General features: G+C 66.4%; 19 protein-coding genes. 10 read left to right on the top strand and 9 right to left on the bottom strand.

The genetic code is table 11. The features are described 5' to 3' along the window. Positions 1-127: 127 nt before the first annotated feature. The 4 genes from ACETK3_RS02890 to ACETK3_RS02875 all read left to right on the top strand — a co-directional run bounded on the left by ACETK3_RS02890 (position 128) and on the right by ACETK3_RS02875 (position 3,840). Positions 128-802, top strand: coding sequence for a pentapeptide repeat-containing protein (locus ACETK3_RS02890; RefSeq protein WP_237428868.1), 675 nt, complete (start codon positions 128-130; stop codon positions 800-802). A 118-nt stretch (positions 803-920) separates the two neighbouring features. Next, entirely contained in the window at positions 921-2,147 is a 1,227-nt protein-coding gene (locus ACETK3_RS02885) for a thiolase family protein (RefSeq protein WP_237428867.1), read from the top strand. Beyond that, positions 2,147-2,950, top strand: coding sequence for an enoyl-CoA hydratase/isomerase family protein (locus tag ACETK3_RS02880; protein ID WP_373992483.1), 804 nt, complete (start codon positions 2,147-2,149; stop codon positions 2,948-2,950). Before ACETK3_RS02885 ends, ACETK3_RS02880 begins: the two co-directional genes overlap by 1 nt. Before the next feature lie 5 nt (positions 2,951-2,955). Then, on the top strand, positions 2,956-3,840 hold the full coding sequence (locus tag ACETK3_RS02875; RefSeq protein WP_373992482.1) for a 3-hydroxyacyl-CoA dehydrogenase family protein: 885 nt from the start codon (positions 2,956-2,958) through the stop codon (positions 3,838-3,840). 24 nt (positions 3,841-3,864) lie between these two features. Here the strand turns inward: ACETK3_RS02875 and ACETK3_RS02870 are convergent, their stop codons facing one another. Beyond that, complete coding sequence (locus ACETK3_RS02870; RefSeq protein ID WP_236799490.1) at positions 3,865-4,098, bottom strand: DUF6480 family protein; 234 nt, start codon at positions 4,096-4,098, stop codon at positions 3,865-3,867. A 74-nt stretch (positions 4,099-4,172) separates the two neighbouring features. Here ACETK3_RS02870 and ACETK3_RS02865 point away from each other — a divergent pair, with 74 nt between their 5' ends. Beyond that, on the top strand, positions 4,173-4,793 hold the full coding sequence (locus ACETK3_RS02865) for a GNAT family N-acetyltransferase (protein ID WP_373992481.1): 621 nt from the start codon (positions 4,173-4,175) through the stop codon (positions 4,791-4,793). On the opposite strand, the gene ACETK3_RS02860 is transcribed toward ACETK3_RS02865, so the two are convergent. Then, positions 4,790-5,626, bottom strand: coding sequence for an SGNH/GDSL hydrolase family protein (locus ACETK3_RS02860; RefSeq protein WP_373992480.1), 837 nt, complete (start codon positions 5,624-5,626; stop codon positions 4,790-4,792). The two genes, ACETK3_RS02865 and ACETK3_RS02860, sit on opposite strands and share 4 nt — an antisense overlap. Before the next feature lie 179 nt (positions 5,627-5,805). On the opposite strand from ACETK3_RS02860, the gene ACETK3_RS02855 reads away from it, so the two are divergent. Both ACETK3_RS02855 and ACETK3_RS02850 read left to right on the top strand, forming a co-directional pair. Further along, a complete protein-coding gene (locus ACETK3_RS02855; RefSeq protein ID WP_373992479.1) occupies positions 5,806-6,504 on the top strand; it encodes a tyrosine-protein phosphatase in 699 nt (232 codons plus the stop codon). Beyond that, a complete protein-coding gene (locus ACETK3_RS02850; RefSeq protein WP_373992478.1) occupies positions 6,501-8,657 on the top strand; it encodes a S1 family peptidase in 2,157 nt (718 codons plus the stop codon). Before ACETK3_RS02855 ends, ACETK3_RS02850 begins: the two co-directional genes overlap by 4 nt. A 72-nt stretch (positions 8,658-8,729) precedes the next feature. On the opposite strand, the gene ACETK3_RS02845 is transcribed toward ACETK3_RS02850, so the two are convergent. After that, positions 8,730-9,440, bottom strand: coding sequence for a DUF4397 domain-containing protein (locus tag ACETK3_RS02845; RefSeq protein WP_373992477.1), 711 nt, complete (start codon positions 9,438-9,440; stop codon positions 8,730-8,732). 101 nt (positions 9,441-9,541) lie between these two features. After that, positions 9,542-9,985 carry a PaaI family thioesterase gene (locus ACETK3_RS02840; protein ID WP_237428859.1) on the bottom strand — a complete coding sequence of 148 codons (444 nt, stop codon included), beginning with the start codon at positions 9,983-9,985 and terminating at the stop codon, positions 9,542-9,544. Positions 9,986-10,128: 143 nt separating this feature from the next. Here ACETK3_RS02840 and paaZ point away from each other — a divergent pair, with 143 nt between their 5' ends. After that, positions 10,129-12,240, top strand: coding sequence for a phenylacetic acid degradation bifunctional protein PaaZ (gene paaZ, locus ACETK3_RS02835; protein ID WP_373992476.1), 2,112 nt, complete (start codon positions 10,129-10,131; stop codon positions 12,238-12,240). 146 nt (positions 12,241-12,386) lie between these two features. Beyond that, the gene (locus ACETK3_RS02830; RefSeq protein WP_373992475.1) at positions 12,387-12,782 is read left to right on the top strand and encodes a VOC family protein; all 396 of its coding nucleotides are present in this window, start codon (positions 12,387-12,389) and stop codon (positions 12,780-12,782) included. Positions 12,783-12,862: 80 nt separating this feature from the next. On the opposite strand, the gene ACETK3_RS02825 is transcribed toward ACETK3_RS02830, so the two are convergent. From ACETK3_RS02825 to ACETK3_RS02815, 3 genes are all read right to left on the bottom strand, one after another. Further along, entirely contained in the window at positions 12,863-13,168 is a 306-nt protein-coding gene (locus ACETK3_RS02825; protein ID WP_236799481.1) for a hypothetical protein, read from the bottom strand. Positions 13,169-13,181: 13 nt separating this feature from the next. After that, positions 13,182-14,342 carry a S1C family serine protease gene (locus ACETK3_RS02820; RefSeq protein ID WP_373992474.1) on the bottom strand — a complete coding sequence of 387 codons (1,161 nt, stop codon included), beginning with the start codon at positions 14,340-14,342 and terminating at the stop codon, positions 13,182-13,184. 101 nt (positions 14,343-14,443) lie between these two features. After that, positions 14,444-15,097 carry a TetR/AcrR family transcriptional regulator gene (locus tag ACETK3_RS02815; RefSeq protein ID WP_236799479.1) on the bottom strand — a complete coding sequence of 218 codons (654 nt, stop codon included), beginning with the start codon at positions 15,095-15,097 and terminating at the stop codon, positions 14,444-14,446. A gap of 152 nt (positions 15,098-15,249) precedes the next feature. On the opposite strand from ACETK3_RS02815, the gene ACETK3_RS02810 reads away from it, so the two are divergent. After that, positions 15,250-16,005: a hypothetical protein gene (locus ACETK3_RS02810; protein WP_306968151.1), complete on the top strand. Its 756-nt coding sequence runs from the start codon at positions 15,250-15,252 to the stop codon at positions 16,003-16,005. A 25-nt stretch (positions 16,006-16,030) separates the two neighbouring features. Here the strand turns inward: ACETK3_RS02810 and paaK are convergent, their stop codons facing one another. Continuing rightward, positions 16,031-17,431 carry a phenylacetate--CoA ligase PaaK gene (gene paaK / locus ACETK3_RS02805; RefSeq protein ID WP_373992473.1) on the bottom strand — a complete coding sequence of 467 codons (1,401 nt, stop codon included), beginning with the start codon at positions 17,429-17,431 and terminating at the stop codon, positions 16,031-16,033. Between the two features lie 7 nt (positions 17,432-17,438). Then, the gene (locus tag ACETK3_RS02800) at positions 17,439-17,909 is read right to left on the bottom strand and encodes a hotdog fold thioesterase (RefSeq protein WP_237428852.1); all 471 of its coding nucleotides are present in this window, start codon (positions 17,907-17,909) and stop codon (positions 17,439-17,441) included. Positions 17,910-17,998 lie beyond the last annotated feature (89 nt).

The raw sequence follows: 17,998 nt of genomic DNA, 5'->3' as shown, positions 1-17,998 counted from the left end.
GTTCCGGCCTCCTTTCGTTTCCGTCGATCAACCGTGCCCTTTCACGATAAGCAAAGCTTGCTTACTATTTCAAGTCCCGCGCTGCGTTTGCTGCCCTTTGTCAGGCCCCACCGCTAGGCTCGGGCTCATGGATAAAGTGCGCGGCAAGGCGGCAGCCAGGGTGGTCCCGCCCCGGCTCTCCCCGGTGGAGTTGAATGACCTCGAGGACCTGCCGGGCCACGCGTTCCGCCGCGGTGACCGGCATGAGAATGCACGGTTCATCCGTGCCGCCATGGACGGCCTCGACCTCGCGGACAGCGTTTTTGCCGAGTGCCGGTTTGATGCAGCGTCCTTGAGCGATGCCCAACTCCGCGGTGCCTCATTCCGCGACTGCATCCTGGCAGAGGCGTACGCGCCTGTCTTCCGCGGTGCCCGGACTACCTGGCGCGAGGTTGAGTTCCGGAATCCCCGGCTGGGCTCGGCCGAACTCTATGAAAGCGGCTTGCAGTCCGTGCGGATCGACGGCGGCAAGGTGGACTTCCTCAATCTCCGCGGCGCCAAGCTCACTGACGTGCTGATCAGCGGCTGCATCATCAATGAACTGGACCTCGGGGGTGCCGCGGCAACAAGGGTGAAGCTTGAGGGCTGCACGGTGGGCTCACTGGACCTGACGGGAGCCAAGCTGAAGGATTTTGATATCAGGGGTACGGAATTCCGCGGGATCAGCGGCTTGGGCAGCCTGTCCGGAATGGTTATCGACGAGTATCAGCTGAACCTTTTGGCGCCGCTCATTGCGGCGCACCTGGGGGTGGCGGTGCTGTAACCGGATGCGCGCGTGGGGCCTGCCGTGTACCATTTACAGAACGAACGGTCGGTAAGTGGAGGGTTCCGCTGCGCCGGCCGCCGATGACAGTGCTGTTTATCGCGTGAAGGGTGTTTCCATGGCTGCAACCGCAGGTCCGCAGGCTTTCCTTGTTGGCGGGGTCCGAACGCCGGTGGGCAGGTATGGAGGGGCTTTGTCCTCCGTGCGGCCTGATGATCTTGCGGCCCTGGTGGTCCGGGAAGCGGTGCAGCGTGCCGGCCTGGATCCGGAGAGCATTGAGGAAGTGATCCTCGGCAACGCGAACGGCGCCGGCGAGGAGAACCGGAACGTGGCCCGGATGGCCACCCTGCTGGCGGGGCTGCCGCTCCACATTCCAGGGATCACCGTCAACCGGCTGTGCGCATCGGGCCTGAGCGCCATCATCCAGGCCAGCCACATGATCAAGGCCGGAGCTGCGGACATCGTCATCGCCGGGGGCGTGGAATCGATGAGCCGCGCACCTTGGGTGCAGGAAAAGCCCACCGCCGCGTTCGCCAAGCCGGGCCAGATCTTCGACACCTCCATCGGCTGGCGCTTCACCAACCCCCACTTCCAGCACGGCGGCCTGTCCCGCGACGGGAAGATGACCTACTCCATGCCGGAGACCGCGGAGGAAGTGGCGCGGGTGGACAACATTTCCCGGGAAGACGCCGACGCGTTCGCATTCCGCTCCCACCAGCTGGCCCTGGATGCCATCGAAGCCGGCCGGTTCAAGGACGAGATCATTCCCGTCACGGTCAAGACCCGCAAATCCGAAACCGTGGTGGACACCGACGAGGGCCCCCGGCCCGGCACCAGCCTTGAGGTCCTTGCCGGGCTGAAGCCGGTGGCACATGGCGGATCGGTGGTCACCGCTGGCAACTCATCGTCCCTCAACGACGGAGCCTCAGCCATCATCGTCGCCTCCGAAGCGGCCATCGAGCGCTTGGGCCTGACTCCGCGTGCCCGTATCATCGACGGCGCCTCTGCAGGCTGTGAACCGGAGATCATGGGCATCGGCCCGGTCCCCGCCACCCAGAAGGTGCTCAAGCGGAGCGGCCTGAGCGTCGGCGAGCTGGGCGCCGTCGAACTTAATGAAGCCTTTGCCACGCAGTCCCTGGCCTGCATCCGCCGCTTGGGACTGGAACCGGAAATCGTAAACCGTGACGGCGGCGCCATCGCCCTGGGCCACCCCCTTGGTTCCAGCGGGTCACGAATCGCCATCACCCTGCTGGGACGGATGGAACGGGAGGACGCGAAGATTGGCCTCGCCACCATGTGCGTCGGCGTGGGCCAGGGCACCGCAATGCTGCTGGAGAAGATCTAATGGCCGTCGCGGTGAACCTCGCCGAAGAAAAGTTCTCATCCCTCCTGGTGGAGGAGCGGGAAGACCGGGTGGTGGTGCTGCTCAACCGGCCCGAGGTGAAGAACGCGATCGACCAGCAGATGGTGGACGAACTCCACACAGTCTGCGCCGCGCTGGAACAGAACCCCAAGGTACTGATCATCGCCGGCGTGGAAGGAGTGTTCGCCTCCGGGGCCGACATTGCGCAGTTGCGCGAACGGCGGCGGGACGATGCCCTGCAGGGAATCAACTCCACTATCTTCGTCCGGATCGCCAAGTTGCCCATGCCGGTCATCGCCGCGCTGGACGGCTACTGCCTGGGTGGCGGCGCCGAGCTCGCCTATGCCGCGGACTTCCGGATCGGCACCCCCAACGTAAGGATCGGCAACCCGGAAACGGGGCTGGGCATCCTTGCCGCGGCCGGTGCCAGCTGGCGGCTCAAGGAACTGGTGGGTGAGCCGCTGGCCAAGCAGATCCTGCTGGCCGGGCTGGTCCTCGGTGCCGGTGAAGCCAAGGCCATCAACCTCATCACCGAAATCCACGACCCCGCCGACCTCCTGGATGCCGCCCACAGCCTGGCCAACAGGATCGGACGCCAGGATCCCCTGGCCGTCCGCATCACCAAGTCCGTCTTCCACGCGCCTGCGGAAGCCCACCCAATCATTGACCAACTGGCCCAGGGCATCCTCTTCGAGTCGCAGGCCAAGTTCGACCGCATGCAGGCGTTCCTGGACCGCAACGCGGCGAAAAAGGCAAACGCCGCCAACCCTGCCGACGGAAAGTAGGACCCGTGAGCGATTCAACAACGAACCCAAACCTGCCCACCTGCCTTCCCCGCTTCGTGGGAGTGCTGGGCGGTGGCCGCATGGGCGCGGGGATTGCCCACGCCTTCCTCATCAAGGGCGCGAACGTCCTGGTGGTGGAGCGCGACGAGGTCTCCGCCGAAGGTGCGCGGGAACGCGTGGAGTCGGCGGCCCTGAAGAGCATCGAGCGGGGCGCCGTGGACGCCAACTTCGACGAACTTGGGTCCCGGCTGACTGTGAGTACCGACTACGACGACTTCAGCGGCCGCGAGTTGGTGGTGGAAGCGGTCCCCGAAGACTGGGACCTCAAAGTAACGGCGCTGCGGGGCATTGAAGAGCGGCTGGCGGAGGACGGGTTCATCGCGTCCAATACCTCTTCCCTGTCGGTCAACGGGCTGGCCCGCGAACTGAAGCGGCCGGAGAACTTCCTGGGCCTGCACTTTTTCAACCCCGTTCCGGCATCCACACTCATCGAGGTGGTGCTGGGGGAGCGCACGTCTCCCCGACTTGCTGCCGCGTCAAAAACCTGGGTGGAGGCACTTGGCAAGACCGCCGTCGTCGTCAACGATGCCCCTGGGTTCGCGTCCTCACGCCTGGGCGTGGCCATCGCGCTGGAGGCCATGCGGATGGTGGAGGAAGGGGTCGCCTCGGCCGAGGACATCGACAACGCCATGGTCCTGGGCTACAAGCACCCCACCGGGCCACTGAAAACCACGGACATCGTGGGCCTTGACGTCCGCCTGGGCATCGCCGAATACCTGCAGTCCACACTTGGAGACCGGTTTGCGCCCCCGCAGATCCTCAGGGACAAGGTGGCCCGCGGTGAGCTGGGGCGCAAGACCGGCAAGGGTTTCTTCGACTGGCCCAGCTAGGAATCCCCGCCTACGCTGACGGATTCAGTCGAAGAACCCCACGATGTAGCCGATGAAGTACAGGAGGCACAGCACGACAACTACGCCGATGATGCCGATCCACAGGAACTGCGTGCCCTTGCGGGTACCGTGCTCGTCGTGGCCCTGGGTCATGCTGGTGGAGGCTTCGCCCGGCGGTGTTTCCCCTGGCGGAACTCCGCCTCCGGGCTCCAAGCCGGTGAGCTTGTCCTCTTCCGGATCCGGATTCTGGCCTGACATGGTGACTCCCTCGCTCGACGTCGTGGTGCTTGCCCCAGCGTAACCCGCGCTTCCGCCGGGCCTAGGCTGGTGCAGTGACTTTCCTTGAACCCCTTACCCTCACCGGCCGCTACGTAATCCTCGAGCCGCTCGCGGAGGCGCACCACGACGGCTTGGTGGAGGCCGCCAGGGACGGCGAGCTGTGGAAGCTTTGGTACACGTCGGTGCCCGAACCCGGCAAAATGGCGGCGGAAATCCGGCGCCGGCTGGCCCTGCAGGAGCAGGGGTCTATGCTGCCCTTCACCACCCGGCTGATCGATGCCGCAACCGGCGGACCGGGGCGCATTATCGGCATGACCACCTACATGAACATCGATGCTGCCACGCCGCGCGTGGAGATCGGCTCCACCTGGAACGCCGCGTCCGTGCAGGGGACAGGGACCAACCCGGATTCCAAGCTCCTGCTGCTGCGGCACGCCTTCGAAACCATTGGCTGCCCGGCCGTCGAGTTCCGGACGCACTGGTTGAACCACCAGTCGCGTGAGGCCATTGCCCGGTTGGGTGCCAAACAGGACGGTGTACTGCGCAGCCATTCACGGACCAGTGACGGAAACCTGCGGGACACCGTGGTGTTCTCCATCCTGGAGCACGAGTGGCCCGCCGTCCGCGCCGGGCTTGAGTATCGACTGGACCGGCGCGGACAGGGGCACGGCTAGGGGACGGAGTAGGCGCCGGAACCGGTGAGCGCAGTGAAGTAGGCCTGGTAGCCCGCGGCGTTCGGGTGGAAGTTGTCCGGGCTGGCGGGGTTGGCCAGATCCAGATTGATCCAGGGGTCCGCGGAGTTGACGCCGTGGCCGGCGAACGCTGCCCGGACATCCACGTACTGAACCCCTGTGGCACTGGCGGCCGCCGCGATGGAGGCGTCCAGGCCATCGGCCAGGACGGTTGCCTGCTGGATAAACAGCGACAGCGGATCGGCAGGATTGAGGGTGACGGGGTCGTACAGGTAGGGATAGCCCGTCACCACGATCCTGGCATTGGGTGCGGCGGCCCTCACGCTCTGGATCATCGAGATGACGTCCCGGGTGAGCTGTCCGCTTTGGATCATCGCTGCGGCTGAGGCGGTGGCCGCGTCACATGCGGGTCCTGCGGCGGGGTTGGCCAGGGCAGCGCCGCAGGCGGTGATGATGTCGCCGAAACCGATGTTGTTGCCTCCCGCGGTGATGGTCACGAGCTCCGTGCTTTTGTTGAGCTGGCGAAGCTGGCTGTTCACGACGTCCCAGGTGGTCTTGCCGCTGCAGGCAGCATTCACCACCAGTTGGATTGATTTGGCTTCATTCGCAAGTTCGGCGTAGGCGCTGTTGCTGCGATAGCAGGCGTCCAGGTACGGCCCGGCACCTTGTCCCGCCGCATACGAATCACCCAGCGCAATGTACTTGTCTTTGTCCACGGCCTGCGCCGGAGCGGCCGCAAAGCCTGCGGCGATCGCCAGCGTGGCAAGGGCGGCAGCGAAAGCCCGCGGCCGCCGTCGTGCTGAAACTGTTCCCATGTGTTCCCCTCGAATGCTCAGTGCCCTCCATTGGGCCAAGTTTTCGTCACAGTACTCCCGCCTGTCACTCCTGTCACGGGCCTTTGGACACTCGCGCTGCACCGCCTCGTCCCCTTATGTGACATGCGGCTCCCAGCAGCGTGTGGTTAGCTGTCCGGATGAGCACAAGGGGCAGGTCCATGGACTGGGATGGCGCTGTCAACGCGTGGCACGTTTCCGGCGGCATTTACCGCATGGGGCGGCGCGAATGGCTGACGGAAACAGGGTGGAAACAGGCGTTCGACGACGGCGTCCGCACTGTGGTGGATCTCCGTAACGCTGATGAGGGGCGGCGCCGGGACAACGACCCGGCAGTGCCTGCCGCTGCCTGGGCCGGGATCGAGGTGGTGCAGGCGCCAACGGAGGAGCCCGGTGACCCGCGCTTCACCGCAGTCGCCGGCCCCTACCTGAACGATCCAGCCCACTACGCAGAGAACGCCTGGCTCTTCCCCGAAAAGCTGGTGGGTGTGTTCCGTGCCATCGCCGTGGCCGCGCCCAAGGGGAACGTCCTGCTGCACTGCGCCGCGGGACGCGATCGCAGCGGACTGGTCGCTGCCATGGTCCAGGACCTTGCGGGTGATTCTGACGAAGAGATTGCCGAAGGCTACCGAAGGGCCGTCCGCGGCATCAACGAGCGATACCGCACCCACGGCCCGCCCCACAGCCGGGAGCGGTACCTGGCTGAGCCGGAGCTGGCGCCGCTTCTGGAACAGCGGGGGCTTGCGGTAGTGGCGTTTGTCCGCGGCCTGGACACCCGCGGTTACCTTCTGACCAACGGGCTCACCACCACCGAACTTGATGCTGTCCTGGCCCTCTCGGGTGCGGGGGTGGCCCGATGAACGCCGACGTGCTGCGGCGCGTGCTTGCCCTTGGCGCTGTGACCGGAATGCTGGCCTCCTCGGCGTCGGTAGTCGGTCCCGCCTTTGCCACCAGCGGATCGGACTCCGGGCAGGCAGCGCCGACCGGGAGCAGCACTGCCGCGCCGGCCCCTGCTGCCAGCCCGTTGCCCACAGCCGGCCCGTCCGGCACAAGCACCTCCACAGGACTTTCCGAAGCGGCTCTCGCCGAAGCAGTGCAGCGCGACCTCAAGCTGACTCCCCAACAGTTCGAAGCCGCAGGTGAACTTGGCGCCCGGGCGGCAGCAGCTGCGGTCCAGCTGCGCCAGGTTCCCGGTTACGTGGGCGTCCGCCTCGAGGGCCCATCCATCGTCGTGACCGGCTCCGGTCCTGAACTGCAGGCTGCCGTTGCTGGGCTTGCCGGCACAGTTAACGGCTTGACCCTTGAAGCCCCGGCGCCCCACCCGTCGGCCGTGGCGCCCACCGTCGTGCCGCCGTCGTCCGCCACTCCGTCTCCTTCAGCGTCGGTAGCCGCCCGGGCGGCCACCGACGGTACCCGTTCAAAGCTGGCAGTAAGCACTGAGCAGCTGTTCCAGGCGTATGTTCGCGACGTCGGCCCGCAGGGGCTGCAGGCAGTAATGGCGGTGGGCGGAAAGTTCGTCATCAGGACCGGCGGAATCAATGCGCCGGAGTCGCTGCCGGCTTCTTCAGGAGCCGGTGCCGAGACTGCAGGCCCGGCAAAGGGAAAAGTTTCGCCTGAGCAGTTCGTCTCCCGTTACGCCAACGTGGAGCTCGACGGCGGCGCGCCGATCAAGCCCGAGGCTGACGTGCCCGGCGGCGTGGGCTACCAGACGGACATCGGATACGTCTGCTCCACCGGCTTTTCCGTCTTCGATCCGGCGGGTCTTCCCGCTGTCCTTACGGCTGGCCACTGTGCCTCGGACGGCGCCGCGGAAACGGCCACCCTGGAACTCCAGGGCACTCCGGCTGGTCTCCTGGGAAAATTCGGCTTCAGCCAGTTCGGCGGCCCCGGCAACTCGCGGGTGGTTGACCCCAACACCCCCATCGGCCCGGATTACACGGCAGTTACCGATCCCGGCAACGTGGGGACCGACGTATCAGTCATCCAGTCGCTGCGGCAGGACATCGATCCGATGCCCGCTGCCAGCACATGGGGGAATCCCTCCCAGCCTGGACCGGATGTGAAGATCATTGGGGTCAAGGATCCGGTGGTGGGAATGCCCGTCTGCCGGTCGGGGCGGAGCTCGTTTTGGTCCTGCGGAACTGTGGACGCGGTGGGAATCTTCATCGTGCCCGGGCCTTCCTCCATCACGGACCCCACGGACCTGCGCGCGTTCCACGGATTCCTGTCCTACGGCGTACAGTCCAATCCCGGCGACTCCGGTGGCCCATACGTCAGCGGCAACTACGCCGTGGGCACCCACTCAGCCGGTGATACGCCGGACAAGTACGGCAAGGTCATCCAGAACTTTGCCGTGGGCGCCACCCTGCGGGACAGCCTGGCGGTGCTGCCGGGCTACCAGTTGGAACTGTTCCTCAACAAGCCGGCCGTCACCGCGCCGGCGCTCGGCGGAACGTACCAGCCGGGACAGACGATCCGCGGGCAGGTTCCTGCAGCTCCGGCGTCCGCCGTTGCTGAAGGTTCAAAGGTTCGGATCACCATCCAGGGCAAAGACCCGTTCGAGGTGCCCGTGGAGGCCGGCAACTGGAGCTTCATGGCTCCGCAGGGCACGGGTATGCTCCGGTTCACGGCCGAGACGGTAAACGGGTTCAGCAAATCGGGCACGAACAGCTTTGAGTTTGCTGCGGCAGCGGAACAGCCCGCCCCGCCGACGCCCACTGACCCGGTTCCTACGGCGCCGCCGGCCAGCCCGGCCCCCGCAAGCCCGTCACCTGCCGCGCCGACGGAAACCCCCGCCGTCGTGCTTCCGCCGACAAGTACCCCCGCACCAAGTGCGCCCGCAGACCTGGTCAACACCGGCGGAAACCGGAACAGTCCCGCCGACCCGGGAAACCTGGCCTACACCGGAGCCGACGGGCTGATTGCCGCAGCGGTCGCTGCTGTGGCTGCGCTCGCCGTCGGAATCCTGCTGATGCTGTTGGTCCGCCGCCGGAAGGGGCGCTCCACCAACTAGTTGATAAGGGGCGGGGTCCGAGGGCCCCGCCCCTTGCCATTAGGTGCAGTCCGTTAGCTGCGGTCCGTCAGGTCAGTGCCGGCCGTGCCCGCGGTCCTTGCCGTCAACCACCTGGACGGCTACGTCCAGGGTGCCGTCTGCGAGGCTTCCCCAGGCGTAGACGATGGTGTTCTTTCCGCCCTCAACCGTGATGTCCGCCGGCCCGATCACGGGATCGGTGGTTCCTGCCGCGGCCACGCTGGCCGAAATGGTGCCGGCCTTCAGCTTCAGTTTCGCTTCGTCCGGGTTGCTGAGTCCTTCAATCACTGGAGCTCCGCCGGCCAGTACGTCGACGGCGGGGGCTGCGGCCACGTGCCTGACCGTGAGCTTGCCCTTCTGGTCGTTGCGGGGGGCTTTGGTGTCGTTCGTGAAAAGCGACGCTGTGGGGGTCCTGTCGGCACTGAGGTGGGCGACGGCCGTGTAGTTGCCGCCCTCGTCCAGTTCCACGTTGACCGGGCCGATCACCGGGTTGTCGGCGCTGGTGGCGTCGGCAGCGGTGATGGCGATTTGGTAGTCGCCGGCGGCCAGTTCCAGGGGCCCGGCGAGGGTGCCGGGGGTGAAATCGTCCAGGGTGAGGTTTCCGTTCACCCACACGTCCACGGTCAAGCCGGGAACGCCATGCAGGACGGAGAGCAGGGCAGGGTCATCGTCATGGTGGTGCCATCCGCCGGCCTGGGCGGGAGCGGCGAGGGCCAGCGAAGCGGCGAGCGAGATGGCTCCCGCTGCGTAGATCATTTTGCGCATGTCAAACTCCTTGCAGGATGCCCGGTAGCCGGGCTGTTTGTACTTACGCGCTTAATACCTGCGCAGCGGCGGCTTTGGATGCAGTGCCGGTAATTTTTTCGTCAGTTTTTGCGCTTCATCAGCAGGTTGGTGATGCGCAGGGTGCACAGCCGCTGGCCTGCCTCGTTGGTGATCAGCACCTCGTGCGTGGTGAGTGTGCCGCCCAAGTGGATGGGGGTGGCGGTGATGGTCACCTGGCCCTCACGCGCGGAGCGGTGGTGGGTTGCGGAAACGTCCACGCCCACCGCGGTCTTGCCCATGGTGCTGGCATGGATCACCGCGGCCCAGGACCCCACGGCCTCGCCCACGGCCAGGGAAGCGCCGCCGTGCAGGAGTCCGAACGACTGCCTGTTCCCCTCCACAGGCATGGTGGCGACAACGCGCTCCACGGACTCCTCCAGGATCTTCACGCCCATCTTCTCGTCCAGTTCACCGAGGGTGATTTTCCATAGTTCGTGCCCGGACGGCTGGTTGCCGGCGGTATCCGCAGGGGACATGGCGTTCATAAGTTCTCCTTTGAGGCGGCCAATTCGGTCCTGGCCTTCTAGTCTGCAGCACGGCACTTCATGTATGGTGAATATATTACCGAACGGACGGTCAGTAATGGCTGTCCTGTTTGCCTGCCCCCTTGTTGGAAGGACCGTCAACGATGACCACCACAGCCACAGCTCCCCAGGCCACGGTCGACACCGTGGAGACAGTGCCCAGCTTCGTCATGGACGCCTGGTGGACGCCCGACGCCGGCTCGTCGGCTTCCGCCGTCCCCGTCCGGGATGCGAGCACAGGGGAGATCCTGGCCAAGGTCAGCACGGAGGGCCTGGACCTCGCAGGGGTGGTGGAGTACGGACGCACCACCGGCCAGGATGAACTGGGCAAGCTGACCTTCCACCAGCGGGCGCTCAAGCTCAAGGAACTGGCCCAGTACTTGAATGCCCGCCGCGAGCACTTTTACAACTTCTCCTTCCAGACGGGCGCCACCAAGATCGATTCCATGGTGGACATCGACGGCGGCATCGGCGTCCTCTTCACCTTTGGCTCCAAGGGCCGGCGCGAGCTCCCCAACTCCCAGGTGGTGGTGGACGGGCCAATGGAGGTGCTCTCCAAGGACGGCTCCTTCGCCGGTGAGCACATCTACACCCGGATTCCCGGTGTCGCGGTGCAGATCAACGCCTTCAACTTCCCCGTCTGGGGCATGCTGGAGAAGTTCGCGCCCGCGTTCATCGCCGGCGTCCCCACCATCGTCAAGCCCGCCACCCCCACCGGCTACGTTGCTGCTGCGGTGGTCAAGGCCATCGTGGAATCCAATATCCTGCCCAAGGGCTCGCTGCAGCTGGTCTCCGGCTCGGTCCGCGGCCTGCTGGACGTGCTGGACTACCGCGACCTGGTGGCCTTCACCGGCTCCGCCTCCACCGCGAAGTCGCTCAAGGCGCACCCGAACGTGGTGGAGGGCGGTGTCCGGTTCACCTCGGAGACCGACTCCCTGAACGCCGCGATCCTGGGGCCCGACGCCGTGGAGGGCACTCCCGAGTTCGATGCCTTCGTCAAGTCCGTGGTCACCGAAATGACTGTCAAGGCCGGCCAGAAATGCACCGCCATCCGCCGCGCCATCGTGCCGCAGGAGCTGGTGCCGGCGGTCTCCGCCGCCATCGGCAAGCGCATCACCGAACGCGTGGTCCTGGGCGACCCGCGCGGCGAGGGCGTCACTATGGGTGCGCTGGCCTCGGTGGAACAGCTTGAGGACGTCCGCGCCGCCGTGCAGTCAATGCTCGACGCCGGCGGTGAGCTTGCGTACGGAACCCTCGATTCGCCGTCGGTCACCTCCGCCGACGGAACCACCGGGGTAGTGGACGGCGGCGCTTTCATGGCCCCCGTGGTCCTGAACTGGGACAATCCGGAAGCGGAAGCCATCCATTCGCTGGAGGCCTTTGGTCCGGTATCGTCCGTGATCGGCTACAAGGACCTGGCCGACGCCGTCCGCCTCGCGGCACGCGGCGGAGGATCCCTGGTGGCGTCGGTCTGCACCAACGATCCCGAGGTGGCGCGCCAGCTGGTCACCGGCATCGCCGCCCACCACGGCCGCGTCCTCATGCTGAACCGCGAAGATGCCCGCACCTCCACGGGGCACGGCTCGCCGGTGCCGCACCTGGTCCATGGCGGTCCGGGACGCGCCGGCGGCGGCGAGGAACTGGGCGGCATCCGGTCGGTGCTCCACCACATGCAGCGGACCGCCATCCAGGGGTCACCCAACATGCTCACCGCCGTCACCGGCGTCTGGCACACCGGCGCGGCCCGGAACTTCACCCTCGAGACCGAGGGGACGCACCCGTTCCGGAAGCATCTGTCCACCCTCCGGATCGGCGACGCCGTCCGCTCCGACCTGCGGCAGGTCACCCTCGAGGACATCACTGCGTTCGCCAACTCCACCGGCGACACCTTCTACGCCCACACCAACCAGGAAGCGGCGGAAGCCAACCCGTTCTTCCCCGGCATCGTCGCGCACGGCTACCTGCTGCTCAGCTGGGGCGCCGGACTGTTCGTGGAGCCCGCCCCGGGTCCCGTGCTGGCCAACTACGGCCTGGAAAACCTGCGCTTCATCACCCCCGTTGCCGCAGGCGACTCCATCCGGGTGACCCTCACCGCCAAGAAGATCACGCCGCGTGAAACCGACGAATACGGCGAGGTGGCCTGGGACGCCGTCCTCACCAACCAGAACGACGAAATCGTGGCCACCTACGACGTCCTCACCCTCGTCGAGAAGTAACTCTCCCTTGCTCTATCACTTTTGGTCCCTAAACCCCGGTTTTAGGGGCCCAAAGTGATAGAGCATCGGGGTGCCGGGGGAGGGTCTTTTGAGGCTGCCGGGCGTAAGATTCTGCCCACAAGGAGGTGGCCCCCATGCATCTGACAATGAGTTCAGCCACAACCATCCTGCCGGTGGATGACGCAGCCCGCGCCCGGAGCTTCTATACGGAGAAGCTCGGCCTCCCGCACCGCGGAACCACTGACGATGGGAATGAACTGCTGGGTATCGACGGCGGCCCGTTGCTGGAGTTGATGTCGGTGTCCGACGGCAAGCACTCCGAACACACGGCGCTGAGCTTCGAGGTCCCCGACATTGAGGAGGCTGTCCGGGACATGGAAGCCCGGGGCATCAGGTTCCAGGACTACGACCTGCCCACCCTGAAGACGGAAAACCACATCTGCACTACGGGACGGGAAAAGTGCGCGTGGTTCATGGACACCGAGCACAACATCCTGTGCATCCACCAAAACCTGGGCGACAAGCTGGAGTACCAGGTCTAGGCCCGGCAGACAGCAGAACAGCAGCAGGGGTCCCCGGTCGGATCGGGGTACCCCTGCTGCTTGTCTGTGGACCGCGGCGGCTAGCTTTCGGCGCCGCCGTGCAGGCCGTCGTCGCTGCTGTCGTCCTCGGGGCCGGTGCCCCGGCCGTCCTCGCTGCGGTCGGAGAGGTCCATGTTGCCGCGGGCCTCGTCCATGGTGGGGCCGCCGGAGGGGACGCTGTAGGTGTCCGGGCGGACGCCGTGCGACTGTTCCTCGATCAGTGCCTGCTCCTCGCTGAAGCGGATCACGTTGGCTTCATCTCCGGCGTCGCCGGGGATGTCCTCGCGGATCTTTGACGGATCCGGAATGATGAAGCCTGCGTCGGGTTCTTCCTTGGGGTGGCTCATGTGTTTTTCCTTCCTATCGGGTGGTTGTGTTGGCTGGGCGGTCGGTAAGGTCCACCTTGACGTCCAAGGTCTGGTCGGCGCGCTTGACCTTGAAGCCTACGGTGTCGCCGGGGTTGCGCTTGCGCAGTTCCGCCAGGAGCTTTTCCGGCGTGGTGAGCTCCACGCCCTCCATGGACTGCAGGACGTCCCCCGGCCGGATTCCCGCGCGTCCGGCGGGCCCGTCGGCATCGGCAGCAAGCACCACCACCCCGGATCCGGCCTGGATACCCAGCTGGTCAGCGATCTGCGGGGTCAGCTCGCCCGGGGTCAGGCCCAGATACGCATGCTTGGCCGTACCGTTTTTCAGCAGTTCCTCGGCCACGTCCACGGCGGTGGCGGCGGGGATGGCGAAACCAAGGGACACGGCGCCGGACGACGGCGGAATGTAGGCCTCGCTGATGCCGATCACCTCGCCGCGCATGTTGATCACGGCGCCGCCGGAGTTGCCGGGGCTGATGGGTGCGTCCGTCTGGATGAGGTCCACCAGCGAGAGGCTGTTGGATGCGGAGCCGGGGATGGAGCGGTGCAGCCCCGAGATGATCCCGGCGGTGGCGGTGTTTTCAAAGCCGAGCGGGGATCCCAGGACCAGCGCGCCCTCGCCCACCTTGGGCAGGTTGCTTTGGTAGGTGGGCTTGGGCAGGCCGGTGCGCTTGGCCTGCACCAGGGCGAGGTCGGTCACGGCGTCGCTTGCCTTGACCGTCCCTTCCACCCGCTGCCCGTCGGCGAACCCCACCTGAACGGTGGTGGCGCCGCGGACCACGTGCTCGTTGGTGAGAATCAGCCCGTCCGCCGAGTACACCACGCCACTGCCCAGGCCGCCCTGCGTGAATATGGTGACGACCGAGGGTGACAGGTTTTCCACGAGCTGCGGCAGGTTCCCGGCAGCTCCGGAGTCGGGGCCCGCGCCGGTGGCCGGCGCTGCAGAACCAGAGGCGACCGGGTTGGAGGGTGCCGGCGTGCCACTAGCGGACGACGACGATGCCTGGCTTGGGGAGGTGCCGCTGGGATTGGGAGGGCCCGGCGTGCCAGTGCATCCGCTGAGTGCCAGGGCGGCCGTGAGAGCCCCGGCGGCCAGCGCAGTGCCGCGCGCGGGGTGGAGATGGCGTGAACGCTCTGGAGCGCTGGCCTTGCTCATCAGGACCTCCCTGCGGATGGTGGCTTTCTACCACCGTAACGGGGGAGCGGGGAAAATACCAAGCACCCTTATTATCTGGGGTCGGGAAGTTTGCGCGTTCCCTATGTGTCCGCGTGGAGGCCATCGAACGCCATGGTGATGACGTCGTCGGCCAGCCGTTCCGGCGATAGTGCGCCGCCCGGTTTGTACCACTCCACAATGGAGTTGATCATGCCGAACAGCAGCCGCGAAACGGTGCGTGGGTCGATGTCCGCGCGGAGGGACCCCTCGTCGCGGGCCGCCGAGATCAGGCCCGCGACCTTGTGGTCGAAAGCGCGGCGGCGTTCCAGGGCGTCCCGTTCGATTTCGGTGTTGCCGCGCAGGCGCAGCAGCAGGGTGACGAAGGGCAGGCGGTCCACCAGGACGGCCACGGTCTGGCGCAGCACAAACTCCAGCCGGGCATCCGCCGCACCGGAGGTGGCCTCGGGTTGCTCCAGGATGGCTTCGAGCCCGCCCAGGGCGTGGTCGAGCGCGAGCTTGAGGAGGTCGCCCTTGGACGGCACGTGGTGGTAGATGGCGGACTTGGAGATGCCCAGGTTCTCCGCCAGGATGCCCATGGAGGTGGCGTCGTAGCCGTGCCGGTTGAAAACATCCACGGCGATGCGGAGCACCGACTGCTGGTCGTAGCCGGGGCGGCCCCGCTTGGCAGTGCCATTCGCGGCGGTGCCGTTCGTGCTGGAGGTTTCGGTGCTGGCAGTTCTGCTGGCGCTGGGCATAGTCGTTATTTTCTCATGAACGTTCGGTAATCGGCCGCAGCCCGGCCGCCGCTGGGACCTTCGGCACTTGGATGCCGATGGCCACCGGGCCACCCTGAGGGGAAAGCTGCCAGGAAGCCGGAGACCTGCCGCTCCTCCTGAAGATCGAAGGGATGCCAGCCGTGGAAGACAATGCTGTTCGCCGGATCACTGGATGGGCCGGCGTCGGGATGCTGGTGTTCTGGGCAGGCCAGTTCCCACTGTATTTCGCCCAGGACCCCTCCGTTAGTTTGTACGACGGAGCGGCGGGTGCGGCTGAGGCGTACCGGATCCGCAACATCATCTTCACCCGGGTCCTGCTCGATCTCTGCCTCTACGTGGCTGCGATGGTCTTTGCAGCGGGGTTGGGCCATCTCATCGGGCGTGCGGATGCACGTTACGGCTGGGCCGGGTCCCTGGTGGTCGCCGCCATGGCAGTCTGGGTAGGTGTGACCCTCGTGGCCAATGGAATGGAGGGCGGCCTGGCTCTGGATGCCTTGGCGCCTGCTCCCGATCCCTCGGTGAACCGGGCGCTGACCATGGCTTACCTGCTGATCTACAACAGCTCCATTGCCTTCGCCATCACCGGGCTCTTCCTGGGCGCGGCAGGCTGGGCGGCGGTGGCCACCGGTGTCCTGCCGTCCTGGACCCGATGGGTCGCCTATGTCGGCGTGGTGCTGTGCGCCGCCGCGGTCCCCTCTATGTACGGCGGCCCCCTGGACCCCTCGGGGTTCTATAACACTGCCGGCTGGGGCCCGGTGATCATCGCCAATCTGGTCCCGGCGGTCTGGTTCGTGCTGGCAGCCGTGCTGCTGCTCCGCAGACCCGCTTCCCTGCCGGCCGGCCGGAGTCCCGGCAGGCAGCGGACGCCGGGCAGCGCCGAACGCTGAAGCTGTGCGGCGGCCCTGAACGGCATTAGCCTTTCGGGCGCAGGTCGTAGATTCGGCGCAGCTTGCCGTTGGACCGCTCCAGCGAACCAGGCTCCACCACGTCCACGGTGCACGAAGAACCCACGTGGATCTTGATCTGTTCCTTCAAGGTGCGTGCCGCCGTCGTGCTCTGCTCAATGGTGACTGCGTCCCGGCGCTCGATGCGCACGGTCAGCTGGTCCATCCGCTGGCCCTCGGGGCGGGTGAGCTCCAGCTGGAAGTGCGGGCTGAGCTCGGGGATGCGGAGGGCGATTTCCTCGATCTGGGACGGGAAGAGGTTAACGCCGCGCAGGATAATCATGTCGTCGCTGCGGCCGGTGATGCGGCCCATGCGGCGGTGTGCGGGGCGGGCGGTGCCGGGCAGCAGCCGGGTGAGGTCCTTGGTGCGGTAGCGGATGATCGGCAGGGCTTCCTTGGTCAGCGACGTGAAGACCAGTTCGCCGTGCTCGCCGTCGCGCAGGACGTTTTCCTTGCCAGGGGCCGGGTTGAAGGGGTCGATGATTTCCGGACGGAAGTGGTCCTCCCAGATGTGGCTGCCGTCCTGGGTCTCCACGGCCTCGCCGGCCACGCCCGGACCCATGACCTCGGACAGGCCATAGATGTCGCAGGCCTTGATGTTCATCATCACCTCAAGCTCGTGCCGCATCTCCTGGGTCCACGGCTCGGCGCCCAGCACGGCGAACTTCAGCGAGGTGGAAGCCGGGTCGATGCCCATGTGCGCCATGGCGTCGGCGATGGTGAGCAGGTAGGTGGGGGTGGCCAGGATCGCGTCCGGCTTGAAGTCCTGGATCAGCTGGATCTGGCGTTCGGTCTGGCCGCCGGACATGGGGATGACGGTGCAGCCAAGGGCCTCGGCGCCGGCGTGCGCGCCCAGCCCGCCGGTGAACAGCCCGTAGCCGTAGGCGTTGTGGACCTTCATGCCGGGGCGGATGCCGGAGGCGCGGAAGCTGCGGGCCACCAGCTTGGCCCAGTCGGCCAGGTCCTGCTTGGTGTAGCCCACCACCGTGGGCCGGCCCGTGGTGCCGGAGCTGGCGTGGATGCGGGCCACCTCGCTCTGCGGCACAGCGAACATCCCGAACGGGTACTCCTGGCGCAGATCCTCCTTGGTGGTGAAAGGGAAGTTGCCAAGGTCCTCGAGTTCGCGCAGGTCGCTGGGGTGGATGCCCGCTTCGTCGAATTTGCGCTTGTAGAGCGGGACCCGGTCGTAGGCGTAGGCCACGGTGTGCTGCAGCCGCTGGAGCTGCAGGGCCTCGAGTTCGTCGCGGGAGATGGTTTCCTCGCGGTCCAGCCCTTCCGTGGTGGGGCCGGCGTCCGTGCCGGCCGGGTTGGCTGCTTCCGCCGGGGTGGAAACGGCAGCGGCGGGGGTTTCGGGGGCATGCAGGGTCATGGTTTTCCTACTTCTTGGGAATGGTGCGGCTGCGTCCGCGGAACTCGGCGATGAGCTCGCCCGGGGAACTGGGCTGGGTTTCGGAAGCCGGCGTTGCGGCGTCGGCGGCGAAGATCTGGATGTCGTAGAGCCCGCTGCGTCCGGCGCTGGAGCGGCGGTCCGCGACGGCGGTGAGCACCTGGCCGCGGAATGCCGGCTTGAGGAAATTGATGTCGACGCCGGAGGCGACGGTAATGGTGCCTTCCTCGCCCGGTGCAGGGTGGATGGGGTTGCACGCGAGGGCGAAGGCGGTGTCGCCGAAAGCGAAGATCATTCCGCCGTGGGCCATGCCGAAGCCGTTGAGCATTTCCTGCCGGAGCGTCATCCGGATAGTGGCGTGGCCGTCGCTGATGGCGAGGACCTCGATGCCCATCCATTCGGAGGCATAGTCATTTTCCAGAATGGGGTGGGTGGCCCCGGAAAGAGTGGTCTCAGCCATGCGTCATTGCCTCCAGCTTTATTTACCGAATGTTCATTAGGTAATCCCATGAGGGGGTCCGGTGTCAAGGGGATGCGAGCCTTCCTGCC

This window comes from Arthrobacter sp. E44 (genome assembly GCF_041877125.1).
Lineage (GTDB): Bacteria > Actinomycetota > Actinomycetes > Actinomycetales > Micrococcaceae > Arthrobacter.
Note: the sequence above shows the minus strand (reverse complement) of the source record. Positions and strands in the feature narration are given on the sequence as shown.